Source organism: Burkholderia sp. BCC1985 (assembly GCF_905339915.1).
GTDB lineage: Bacteria > Pseudomonadota > Gammaproteobacteria > Burkholderiales > Burkholderiaceae > Burkholderia.
The window spans coordinates 113,552-124,973 of record NZ_CAJPGY010000005.1; the positions used below are offsets into that span (position 1 = coordinate 113,552).

Annotated in this window: 8 protein-coding genes; 4 read left to right on the plus strand and 4 right to left on the minus strand. The window is 67.9% G+C overall.

Annotated features, from left to right (window positions below; all coding sequences use genetic code 11):
• Positions 1 to 1,551, plus strand: coding sequence for a phospholipase D family protein (locus U4Z31_RS06670; RefSeq protein WP_321809789.1), 1,551 nt, complete (start codon positions 1 to 3; stop codon positions 1,549 to 1,551).
• Between the two features lie 138 nt (positions 1,552 to 1,689).
• Here U4Z31_RS06670 and U4Z31_RS06675 read toward each other — a convergent pair whose 3' ends face one another.
• Positions 1,690 to 3,525 carry a S53 family peptidase gene (locus U4Z31_RS06675; protein ID WP_321809790.1) on the minus strand — a complete coding sequence of 612 codons (1,836 nt, stop codon included), beginning with the start codon at positions 3,523 to 3,525 and terminating at the stop codon, positions 1,690 to 1,692.
• 745 nt (positions 3,526 to 4,270) lie between these two features.
• Positions 4,271 to 4,528, minus strand: coding sequence for a hypothetical protein (locus tag U4Z31_RS06680; protein WP_321809791.1), 258 nt, complete (start codon positions 4,526 to 4,528; stop codon positions 4,271 to 4,273).
• On the opposite strand from U4Z31_RS06680, the gene U4Z31_RS06685 reads away from it, so the two are divergent.
• On the plus strand, positions 4,508 to 4,723 hold the full coding sequence (locus U4Z31_RS06685; protein WP_321809792.1) for a hypothetical protein: 216 nt from the start codon (positions 4,508 to 4,510) through the stop codon (positions 4,721 to 4,723). The two genes, U4Z31_RS06680 and U4Z31_RS06685, sit on opposite strands and share 21 nt — an antisense overlap.
• Positions 4,724 to 4,796: 73 nt before the next feature.
• Here U4Z31_RS06685 and U4Z31_RS06690 read toward each other — a convergent pair whose 3' ends face one another.
• Together U4Z31_RS06690 and U4Z31_RS06695 are read right to left on the minus strand one after the other, a co-directional pair.
• Positions 4,797 to 7,313 (minus strand): mechanosensitive ion channel domain-containing protein, encoded by a 2,517-nt coding sequence (locus tag U4Z31_RS06690; protein ID WP_321809793.1) that lies wholly within the window; start codon positions 7,311 to 7,313, stop codon positions 4,797 to 4,799.
• Positions 7,314 to 7,665: 352 nt separating this feature from the next.
• Positions 7,666 to 8,625: an LLM class oxidoreductase gene (locus U4Z31_RS06695; protein WP_321809794.1), complete on the minus strand. Its 960-nt coding sequence runs from the start codon at positions 8,623 to 8,625 to the stop codon at positions 7,666 to 7,668.
• Between the two features lie 1,183 nt (positions 8,626 to 9,808).
• On the opposite strand from U4Z31_RS06695, the gene U4Z31_RS06700 reads away from it, so the two are divergent.
• Together U4Z31_RS06700 and U4Z31_RS06705 are read left to right on the plus strand one after the other, a co-directional pair.
• A complete protein-coding gene (locus tag U4Z31_RS06700; protein ID WP_321809795.1) occupies positions 9,809 to 10,705 on the plus strand; it encodes an NAD-dependent protein deacetylase in 897 nt (298 codons plus the stop codon).
• The gene (locus U4Z31_RS06705) at positions 10,702 to 11,343 is read left to right on the plus strand and encodes a DUF938 domain-containing protein (protein WP_124570558.1); all 642 of its coding nucleotides are present in this window, start codon (positions 10,702 to 10,704) and stop codon (positions 11,341 to 11,343) included. The genes U4Z31_RS06700 and U4Z31_RS06705 overlap by 4 nt, the downstream gene beginning before the upstream one ends.
• The last annotated feature ends 79 nt before the right edge of the window (positions 11,344 to 11,422 follow it).

Genomic DNA, 11,422 nt, shown 5'->3' on the forward strand with positions numbered 1-11,422 from the left:
ATGATCATGTTGCGTTCGTGGAGTGCGATTCTTGCGTTGCTGATGCTTGCCGCGTGCGCCAGCCTGCCGTCGCAGGCTGATCGTGCGCCGACGCATGCGTTCTCCGATACCGAAAACACGCGCCTCGGCGCGGCGTTCCGCCAGCAGGCCGCCACCCATCCTGGGCAGGATGCGTTTCATCTGCTGCGCGACCCGGTCGATGCGCTCGATGCGCGCGTGCTGCTCGCCGATCGCGCGGACCGCTCGCTGGACCTTCAGTACTACATCTGGCACGACGACCTGACCGGACACGAGCTCGCGGATGCGATCATCCGCGCGGCCGATCGCGGGGTCCGCGTGCGCGCGCTGCTCGACGATCTCGGGACGAACGCGGACGACCGCAAGCTGCTCGAGATCAGCTCGCATCCGAACATCGAGATCCGGCTCTTCAATCCGGTCGCCACGCGCCACTTCAAGAAGATCGGCACGGTGCTCGAGTTCTCGCGGGTCAACCGGCGCATGCACAACAAGGCGATGATCGCGGACAACCAGGCGGCGATCGTCGGCGGCCGCAATATCGGCGACGAGTACTTCGGCGCGTCGTCGATGCTGGAGTTCGGCGATCTCGACGTGGTCGTGCACGGCCCGGTCGTGAACGACATCTCGACCGAATTCGATACGTTCTGGAATTCGCCGTATGCATATCCGGTCGATGCGCTGGTCGGGCACGACGCGGCGCCCGGCGGCCTCGACCGGGAGCGCGAACGATTGCGCGATTACCTGCGCGCGATGGAGGACAATCCGTACGTGCTCGAGGCGCGGCAAAGGCTCGACCAGATCGTGCACGGGCAGGGGACCGAGCTGTCGTGGGGGCGCGCGACGGTCCTGTACGACGATCCGGCGAAGATCGCACGCTCGCCGAAGGACAGCGACGGGCACCTGATGCCGCAACTGCGCGCACTCGCGCTGCGGCCCGAGCAGGAGCTGCTGATCGTGTCGCCGTACTTCGTGCCGGGCAAGGACATGGTCGAACGGCTGCGTGCGCTCACGGCGCGCGGCGTCCGAGTGACGATCCTGACCAACTCGCTCGCATCGACCGACGTCGCGGCCGTGCACGCGGGTTACCGGCGCTATCGGCGCGATCTCGTCGAGGCCGGCGTGCGGCTTTACGAGCGGCGCCCGTCCGGCGACAAGAGCATCTCGAAGCGGGTCATCATCGGCTCGTCGCGTGCGTCGCTGCATGCAAAGACGTATGTGTTCGATCGCAAGAGCATCTTCATCGGATCGATGAATCTCGACCCGCGTTCGCTGAACCTCAATACCGAGATCGGCGTTTACTGCGAGAGCCCGGCGATTGCATCCGAAGTCGCGGCGGACCTGGAGCCGCGGCTCGATCGAATCGCGTGGCGAGTCGAAGCGAGGACCGATCCGGGCGGGAAGGGGCGCCTCAAGTGGATTCAGACCGACGCGGACGGGAAGGTGACCGAACTCGATCACGAACCGGAAGTGTCGGCGGCGCGGCGCATGGAAGTGTGGTTTCTCGGCTTGTTTCCGATCGAATCGCAGCTGTGATTTCGCCTGCGCGCGACAGCCGCGGGCGACGTGTGCCGACGGTCGTCGTCGATCGGGACGCGCCGCGTGCACTGTCGCCGACACGGTTCCGGGCGCGCGAAATGACCCGCACCCGGAACCGCACCGCTCATCGCACGATCAGCGCGCGAAATCCGCCGTGCTCTGGATGAACGCGTTCAGCTTCGAGATGTTCACGCTGCCGAAGCCCGTCGTCGCATCCCAGCCGGCCTTCGCCTTGTAGCCGTACGTGCCGCTGCCGTTGTTGCCGGACGTCACGTCGTGCAGCAGCGCCGCATTGCTCGGAAAGTACTTGTAGATGCTCGACGCCGGGAACCCGAGCGCGTTGTTGTTCGCCGATTGCAGCCGCGCCCAGATGCCGGTGAAGATCGGCGCGGCGAGGCTCGTGCCGCCTTCGTTGTTCAGGTAGCCCGAGCCCCACAGCGTGTCGGACGTCTGGCCGTTCACCACGAGGATCGCACCGGTGCGCAGGTCGGCGTCGAAGCCGACGTCCGGCAGCGCGCGCTTGGTCGACCCGGTGAGGCTCGACGATTGCCACGCGGGCGCGGCTTCGTACTTGCTGTAGCCGCCGCCCGTCGACCACACGGTGCCCGGCTGCCAGCTCGGATCGTTCCAGACGATTTCGCTGTTGTACGCATTGGTCGACGTGTTGGTGAACAGCGTCGTGCCGCCCACCGCGATTACGTACGGCGACGTCGCGGGCTCGCTCACGGTGTAGGTCGAGCGCGACGGCGTGCCGCTCGCGCATTCGTACGCACCGTGGTCGCCGGCCGACACGGAGAAGGTCTGCCCCTGCGCGACGGCCTGCTTGAAGATCGTGTCGTCGGTCGCTTGCGAGCCGGTGCTGTACGAGGACGATTCGCACACGCCGAGCGACACGTTGATGACTTTCGCGACATTGTCGCTGACCGCCTTGTTGTACGCGGCGGTGATTGCCGTGAGCGTCATCGACGGTGCCACGTAGAACACGACCTGCTTCACGCTGCCGCCGGCGGCGCCGACGATCGACTGGCTGTCGAGGTTCCATTCGACGGTGCCGGATGTATCGGTGTACGAACTGCCTGACGGACCCGTCGGCACGACGCTGCTGCTGATCGTGCCGAGGCCGTTGTTCGCGGCGAACGTGTTGAGGTCGCTGACGGTCTGCGACAGGTCGCCTTCGGCGATGATGCCGACCGTGGTCTGCGAGGCCGTCGGCGTGCCGTCGCCGCCGTAGAGCGACGAGAATTCCGTCGGGTTGTGCGGCACCGCGGATGCGCCCGCGGGGATCGTCAGGTTGCTGGTGTTGCCTTGCGGCTTGCTGCCCGCGCCGGTGTGCATGAGTTCGACGTTCTGCAGACCCAGCACCGCGCCGACGATGCCGCCGATCGTGTTCGGCACCTGCGCGGCATCGGTGTTCGCGTAGACGCTGCGGCCGTTGCGCGTGAAGCGCTTGAGCGTCGTGCGGAACGCTGACTTGATCGTTGCCGCGGTGCCGGAGGCGGACACGAGCAGGCGGTTCGGCGCAACCACGATGTTGACGAAGCCGGCCTGGCGCAGGTGCGCGACGACGGAGGCGACCTGCTGGTCGGTCGGCGCGTACTGCGCGGCGAACTGCGCCGGCGTGAGGAACTGCTTGTAGTGCGGCGAGCCGGGCGTATGCAGGTCGTGCAGGTACTGGTCGAGTTGCGCTTCGTTGCGCAGGTTCAGCCCGAGCACGATGTCGACCGATTCGCCGGGCGCCATCTCGGTGGCAGCCGCGGCAGCGGCGGCGGTGCTGGCCGCCGGCGCGCCGGCGGTACTGCTGCTTTCACCTTGCTGGACGAGCGGCAGGAAGCCCTTGGTGCGCGTTTCCGTCCAGCCGGCGGCCGGTGCGGCATGGACGCTCGCCATGCCGAACGAAGCGGCTGCCGCGGCGGCGAAGGCGAGCTTGACGATGCGGATGTGCTTTTGTTTCTTGTCTGCAACCTGATTCATGTTGAATTACCCCTCCGGTTGAACATCGAACGGCGCGAACAACAACGGTCGACAGCGGCGCGGATCGTGCGCCGCCGATATCCGCCGCGCTCGCGCGGATGGCGCGGACGCGACGGGGCCTTTCGCCCGGTCCGCAAGGGTGGTGATCCTCCGGGGGCGAAATGCTGGAATGCTCGGCAATGGAGGCGCTGCGCCGCGAAGCAGGGCGGCCGCGCCAGCGGGTTTGATGCAGGCGGGATGACTAGAGCAACAGTTTCGGTGTCCTGCTCATTCGGTTCGATCCTTCGGCCCGCTGCCGGACGGCAGCTGCCCAATCAATTGCATCGGGATGTTGCATGCGCCAACGGAAGAAGAGGCGGTCGGCGGCGAGAACTTCGGTGCGGCGCAAGCGCAATGCGTCGAGCGGAATCGATTGCGTGGTGGACAATTCGTCAGATTGCTTGAATCGGACGGTATCAAGAACGAAAGTTCGATGTCAAACTTTTTCTGATTATATGAAACAAAATTAAATTGAATAAGCTGAAATGATTTTGAAAAATTGCGGGGTATTTTGTAATTTTCAAAGACGATTTCGGATGTAATGACGGATCGGAGCGCCGGATAATTGACGATTCCATTCGTAATGAGCGAATGGTTGTGGAGGAAACATTCGAGCCGTAGACACCGGCTGAGCCGGTCATGCGTCGCGCAGCGCGCTCGCCGGCGAATGCGTAACGCAATCCGGTCTGCCATCCGCACGGAAACTTCAACGGCGCTCCCGTCGCCGAAGCTCGAGCTTCGGCGTGTCGTGCCGCTCGACGGCCTGCAGGTCGTCGACGAGCCGGAACAGGCCGTCGATACAGTGCAGCAGGCGTTCGTCCGGCGCGTCGCCGCTTGCCGACGCAAGTGTCTTGATCTCGTCGAGCCGCGCTTCGAGTTCCGCAAGCGGCGCGCGCACGATGCGGTCCGCATCGGCGGGCGAGATCGTTTCGAAGGTAGTCGCGTGCTTGAGGCGAACGGTCATGGCATTGAAGTCCTCGATGAATTGCGACATGGCGCTCGGGCAACCGTCGCGGTAAGCCGCGCGCACCGAAAGATCGTCGGCGACGATCCGGCCGGCAGCGTGCGCGGCGACGAGCGGGATGCCGGCGCGACGCGGGCCGCGCCGGCGAACGCAGCGAAGTGCGTTCGGCGCGCGAAGAAAACCGCCGCGCGTTGAGCGCGGCTATCCGTCGTTCGATGGCGCGCGCACGGCGCGACCGGCGGTGGTCGCGCCAGCGGCATCCGTACGATCAGTCCGGCTTGCGCGCCGGCGCAACGGGCGGTGGCGGTTCGGCGTCCGGCGTGCCGGCGGCGTGGTCGCTGTTCTCATCGTTCTCGGGCGCAACGGGCCGCGAACCGTCGTCATACGCGACGAGGCTGCGCTGCGGATTCGCGATCCGGATTCCGCGTTCGCGGAACAGCACCGCGATGCGCCGATTGAATTCGCGCTGCACGCCCCAGCGCGCCGAGTCCTTGCACTGGATCTGTCCTGCCAGCGCGATCGCCGCGCCGTCGACCTGGTCGATGCCCCAGTAGCTGAAGTCCGACAGGATGCCGTCCTTGTAATCCGGATCGTCGCGCAACGCGGCGCCGATCTCCTTCAGCGTCGCGATCGCGCGATCGATGTCCTGACCGTAGGCGATGCTGACCTTGACGGCCGCGTTGCCGAGCCCGCGATTCGTATTGTTGACGGTCGTCACCGAGCTGAACGGGATCGTGTACAGCGATCCGTCGCCCGCGCGCAGCCGCACGGTGCGGATCGACAGGTATTCGACCGTGCCCGATACGCCGGCGAGCGTGACCCAGTCGCCCACCTGCATCGCATTCTCCATCAGCAGGAAGATCCCTGTGATGAAGTCCTGCACGAGCTTCTGCGAGCCGAAGCCGAGCGCGACGCCGAAGATGCTGGCGCCGGCGAGCAGCGGACCGATGTTCACGCCGATTTCGCTGAGGCCGGTCAGCACGACGACGAGCGCGATCATGATGAACAGCAGCGAACGCAGCATCGGCAGCAGCGTGCGCAAGCGCGCCGCGCGCACGAGGTTGCCTTCGCGTGTCCACTGCTGCAGGCGGCGCTCGATCGCGATGTTCGCGGCTTCCCAGACGATCAGCGCGACGACGGCTGCAATCGCGATCGTGATCAGCGCCGACGCGAGCCGATGGCCGATCGTGCCGGTCGCGAACGCGTGGAAGATCGGCACGCCCCAGGTCTGCAGCAGCAGCACGACGGTCACGACGGCGATCGCCGCCGACACGACCTGGCGCACCAGCGGGTAATAGCGGTACGCGTGCAGGTGGACGAGCGTGCGGTCGTCGTCGCGGCGCTGGAACACCCGCCCGAGCGCGCCGAACACGACGATCGACACGATCCGCATGCCGATCATCACGGCGATCGAGCGGCCGCCGAGCGTGATCAGCACGCGGTAGCCGTTGTGGACGTCGAGCGCCCACACGAACCACAACGCCATCACGACGAACACGGACACGGGCGCCCACGCGTCGGCGAGCGCATTGCCGACCATCGCGAAGGCCGGCCGATCCTCGCCGGCCGCGCGGATGCGCGCGGCGACCGGCTGGCGGCACCGGAGGATCAGCGCCGAGATCATCAAGTGGCCGACGAGCGCGACCGCCTTCAGCAGCGCGACGTGACCGGCGTCGCTGAGGCCGAAGCTCGCGGCGATCTCGACCGCGGCCGTGCTGGCGCCGACGACCATCACGATCCGCGCGATCGAGCGCTGCGCGAACGCGGCCCATGCGTCGCTGATGTGCAGCAGCCGCAGCTGCCGCGCGTCGGGCTGGAAGAACAGCCGGCTGACGATCGTCACGAGGCGGCAGATCACGTAGATGTCGATCAGCGATTCGAGTGCCGTTTGGGTCGGCGTGCCGGCGCCGTCGAGGACCGACATCGTCAGGCTCGCGATGCCGACGAATACCAGCAGCGGTATCACCCGCAGTGCGAGGCTGACCAGCGCGCGCGGCATCCGGCGCAGCAGCGTGGTGTGGCGCCGCGCATGGCCGCGACCTTGCGACGACGTATCGGGCGTGCCGGTGCCGTCGGCGCGGGCAGCGGCGGCGGCCGGTTCCGGCGTCGAAGTGCGGTCGCCGGGACCGGGCGGTTCGGGTTCAGGTGAATCGGCGTTGGCATCTGCATTGGCATCGGCATCGGCATCGGCATCGGCATCGGCATCGGCCCGGTGCGACGATCCGGTGCGGCGCGCGCTCAGCGCGGCCAGCGCGCGCCGCAGCAGCCGCTTCGCGAACCATTCGACGGCGAGTGCGGGCACGAGCACGGCGAGGATGATCAAGATCGCGCGCGTGAGATCGGTACGTTGGTCGGCGCGTACGAGCCGCTCGTGCCACCAGTTGCCGACCGAGCCGACGTCGAGCAGCGAGCGCAGCGATTCGTTCAGCGCGCCGCCGATTTCACCGGCCCAGTGCGATCCCTGCCGCACGAGCATCGACGCGAGCCCGTTCGTCGTGAGTGCAGCCGGAGCGGTGCCAGCCGATGCTGCGCTGGCCGGCGCCGCGGCGCTCGCCGCAAGCGCGGGCGTGCTCAGCACGCCGACGGCCGCGATCGCGCGCAACGTCGTTTCGACCTGCTGGCGCTCGCGCGGGTTTTGCAGGACGGAGAGGGCCTGCTGCGCCTGCTGCGGCGTCAGCGCGGGCACGGCGCCGGAGGCGGCCGAGGCGGCGGCCGGGGCAGGGGCGGCCGCGTGGGCGGCCGATACGACGGCGGCGAGCAGCCAGCCGAGCAGGAAATATCGCATGGGTAGGCGTGCGGGCGCGCATCGGAACGCGGCCCGCCGGTCTGGACGATGGACGGAAGTTAACATGATTGCCATCGGAACCGGATAGTTCCATCGACGAATATTCGAATCGGGCATGCGGCAGGCGGTGCGGGCGTTTGCGCGCTGCCGTGCGGTTCCTTTCGCGTGGCGGTGTCTCGCGCCGGCCGTTCACGATCCGTGATGCGGGCAGGTCGTCGGGTGTTGGCATGCGGTCCCGCCGCAAGCGAAAGCGCAGGATCGGGAACGAAACGTGCTCGCCGGTGATTCGATGGGTGGCCAACCGTGGCTTCGACTATGGGCTATGGGTGGATAATTCCGGATTCCTGATGAATCAACCCTGATCGTCGTGAAAGACCGGCAATACATGCTCGGCGATTTCCTCGATGACCTCGCGCACGGGCCGGTCCGAGCCGGGATTCAGCGTGACGTGGTGCGTGCCGGCTGCCCGCATGTCCCGCAGGATGTCGATGAGCGCATTCCGACCGGTCGCATAGCCGAGCGGCAGCGCGGTGGGCGGTGCATCGCGATTCGCATCGAGATCGAGCCGCATCGATACGCCGAACGCGCGAAAGCCCGGCGGTGCAAGCCGGTCGACGGCCGCGCGCCACATCGAATAACGCGCGCGCTGCGTGTCCGGGTCGCGATGATAGGTCATCCAGCCGATCGCGTTCCGTGCGATCCAGTCGACGCTCTGTCCGCCGGAGCCGACGGCAAGCATCGGCACCGCGTCGTCGCCGCGCGGCAGCAGCGTGAACTCGGGCGCGTCGGGTGGCGTCTCGTCGGGCAGCACACGGGACGGCACGCCGAGCGCGGCCGCGACGATGTCCCAATGCCGGCGATACCGGTCGCGCCGCGTTTGCGCGTCGACGCCGAACGCCGCATATTCGGGCGGCCGGTCGCCGGAGCCGAGGCCGAGGAGGAAGCGCCCGCCGGACAGCGTCGCGACCGACAGCGCGCCTTTCGCGATATGCAGCGGATGACGCAGCGGCAGCACGATCGCGCCGCTGGCAAGCACGATCCGGCGCGTGCGCGACGCGAGCGCGCCGAGCAGCACCCACGGATCGAGATGCCCGACCGGGTCGGGATAATCGGCGCTGTTGAGCGGCACGTCGCGAACCCACAGTGCGCGAAAGCCGAGCGAATCGGCCAGCGCCGCGAGTTCGAACTGCTCGTTGAAATCCGCGACGGTATGGCCGCTGCGCAGCAGCGGCAGCGTCAGGCCGATCGACAGCCGCTCGGCCGAGAAAACGCGCCGCGCGACGTCGGCGCGGCCGGAGGCGGGCAGGGTCATGTCCATTCCTTGGAGACGAGGCGAAGCCGGTGCGCGCGCCGCACCGTGTCCGAATGCTAACGTGTTTGCGCGCCGCTTGCGGCGCGCGGCGGCATCGGCGGTATTGGCATGATCGGCACCTTCGGTCATCCGGCAATCAATCGGCATGAACGTACGTCAGCGCGTGGTGGCCGGTCTTGCGGCGAGCAGCGTGCTGTCCGTGGTTGCAGGTGGTGCTCACAGGTTAGACGAGCGCGTTCGACCATGCATGCGCGGCCAGGGTCGCGCGACTGTAAGCGGATCGTCGGCATCGAACCGACGCAAACGCGCCGCCGGCGCACGCGTCACATGCGTGCAACACCGGCGTCGCGTCCGGTGCGATCGATCGCGCGGGCCGTTTCCCCTCGTTTCACTTTCGAAACGTTCGCGCCTGTCTGTCGTCGTGCGATTTGCATCGGGGTCGTTTCACGGCCCGCGCGGCCTTGCACGGCGAAGCATGGTGCGCTCCTTGCATGTCTGTATGCGCCGTGAGCGCGATCGCCGGGCGCAGCAAGGGCCCGGCCGTCGCTTCAGTAGGTCGGACGCATCGAAGACGGGGACAAGAGAATGAGAACAGACCGAATCGCAACGTGCCATGTTGCAAACATGAATCGCCGACCTGCCCGTGATTTCGCGTCGCCGTTGATTACGGCGACATGAGCGCGCGGCTTTTCGCTTCATCCGGACCCATCCGGTTCGTTCCGAACGACGACGTGCAGGTATGACGCACGAGGCCGACCCGTGCCGGTCGGCCGTCGGGGATGAACCGCCGGTGCGCGCGGATGGGCGACCATGACTTCCGGATCGTCATGCCGGCGCGCGAAACGCAGGCGCGCCGCACGCGAAGCATGCGTGCGTGTGCCGTGCGCCGTGCCGCGCGGCGATCCTCGCAAACATCAGGGCAATTTCAGGAATTCGAAGGTGTAGTCCCGGGGAAGGTCTGCCGGCGGCGCTGCGGCGGATCCGACGACATTGTGCTGTCAGTTGATCCACTACCCCGATGGATCAATTGTTGATGCGCCCATCGCCATGTGGTCGATGGGCGTCTTTTTTTGCGGCGCCGGTGTCGCGCGCGGACCGCCGGCCGGATCGCGCGGCGTTCTGTATCATGTGCTGGCGCGCCGGCCGCTCGGCCGGCCACCGCGCCCGATCACGCGCCGCCAACATGAACGACATCACCTTGCCCGACCCCTCATCCGCCAGCATCGAACCGGCCGCGCTCGATGCGTTGCACGCGTTCGTCGAGCGCTATCCGCGGCTGCTCGTGCTGACCGGTGCGGGCATCAGCACGGATTCCGGCATTCCCGGCTATCGCGACCGCAACGGTCAATGGATGCGCTCGCCGCCGATCCAGCTCCACGAATTCCTCGGTTCCGACGCTGCGCGCCGCCGCTACTGGGCGCGCAGCATGATCGGCTGGCCCGTGGTGGGCCGTGCGCAGCCGAACCGCTCGCATGTCGCGCTCGCGCGGCTCGGCGGCACCGGCCGGATCGAGCGCCTCGTCACGCAGAACGTCGACGGGCTGCACCAGCGCGCAGGCAGCGGCGACGTGATCGAACTGCATGGCGGCATCAACGGCGTCACGTGCCTCGACTGCGGCGCGCATCACGCGCGCGCGACGATCCAGGCCGTGCTCGAAACGGACAACCCCGAGCTGCTCGGCGCGCACGCGGAACCCGCCGCCGACGGCGACGCGCATCTCGAATGGGCCGCGCTCGACACGTTCCGCATTCCTGCCTGCCCGGCCTGCGGCGGGCTGCTGAAGCCGGCGGTGGTGTTCTTCGGCGAGAACGTGCCGCGCGAGCGCGTCGCGCTGGCGTCGCAGGCGCTCGATGCGGCCGATGCGCTGCTCGTCGTCGGCTCGTCGCTGATGGTGTATTCCGGCTACCGGTTCTGCGTGTGGGCCCAGGCGCAGAACAAGCCCGTCGCCGCGCTGAACCTCGGCCATACGCGCGCCGATCCGATGCTGACGCTGAAGGTCGAGGCGCGTTGCGCGCCCGCGCTCGACGCGCTGAACGCGCGGCTGGGCGTCGCCGGCAGCGCGCCGGAGCACGCATCGTGACCGGGCCGACGTCTTCGTCCGATCCGTCCGCGCGGCTGTCGGCGCCGGCGGCCGAGCGCAATCGCGGGCCGATCCTCGACGTGTTGCGTCGCGTGCTGCCGGCTACCGGCGACGTGCTCGAGATCGCGAGCGGCACCGGGCAGCATGCGGTCCATTTCGCGCAGGCGCTGCCGGGGCTGCGCTGGCAGCCGAGCGATCCCGACGCGCACGCGCGCCGCTCGATCGCCGCGTGGGTCGCGCATGCCGGCCTCGCGAACCTGGCCGAGCCGCTGGCATTCGACGTGCGCGACGCGTCGTGGCCGGCCGCGGCGTTCGACGCGATCGTCTGCATCAACATGATCCACATCTCGCCGTGGGCCTGCACCGACGCGCTGTTCGCCGGCGCGTCGCGCGTGCTGCGTCCGGGCGGCGTGCTGTTCCTGTACGGCCCGTATCGCCGCGCAGGCCGGCACACGGCGCCGTCCAACGAGGCGTTCGACCAGCAGTTGCGCAGCCGCGATCCGTCGTGGGGCGTGCGCGATCTCGAGGCGGTCGTCGCGCTCGGCCTCGACCGCGGGCTCGACTGCATCGAGGTCGTCGACATGCCGGCGAACAACCTGAGCGTCGTGTTCCGGCGCCTGCCGCACGCGGAGCAATGACACGCAAGCGCGCATCGCGGCCGGGTTTCCACTATCCTTTCGCCTGTGCGCGCGGCCCGGCTCGGGTCGCGCCCCGTTT

Bases quoted from the DNA above. Each gene is read 5' to 3' on its own strand.
- U4Z31_RS06690 (WP_321809793.1), bottom strand. From the start codon at position 7,313: ATGCGATATTTCCTGCTCGGCTGGCTGCTCGCCGCCGTCGTATCGGCC.
- U4Z31_RS06670 (WP_321809789.1), top strand. From the start codon at position 1: ATGATCATGTTGCGTTCGTGGAGTGCGATTCTTGCGTTGCTGATGCTT.
- U4Z31_RS06680 (WP_321809791.1), bottom strand. From the start codon at position 4,528: ATGACCGTTCGCCTCAAGCACGCGACTACCTTCGAAACGATCTCGCCC.
- U4Z31_RS06700 (WP_321809795.1), top strand. From the start codon at position 9,809: ATGAACGACATCACCTTGCCCGACCCCTCATCCGCCAGCATCGAACCG.
- U4Z31_RS06675 (WP_321809790.1), bottom strand. From the start codon at position 3,525: ATGAATCAGGTTGCAGACAAGAAACAAAAGCACATCCGCATCGTCAAG.
- U4Z31_RS06695 (WP_321809794.1), bottom strand. From the start codon at position 8,625: ATGACCCTGCCCGCCTCCGGCCGCGCCGACGTCGCGCGGCGCGTTTTC.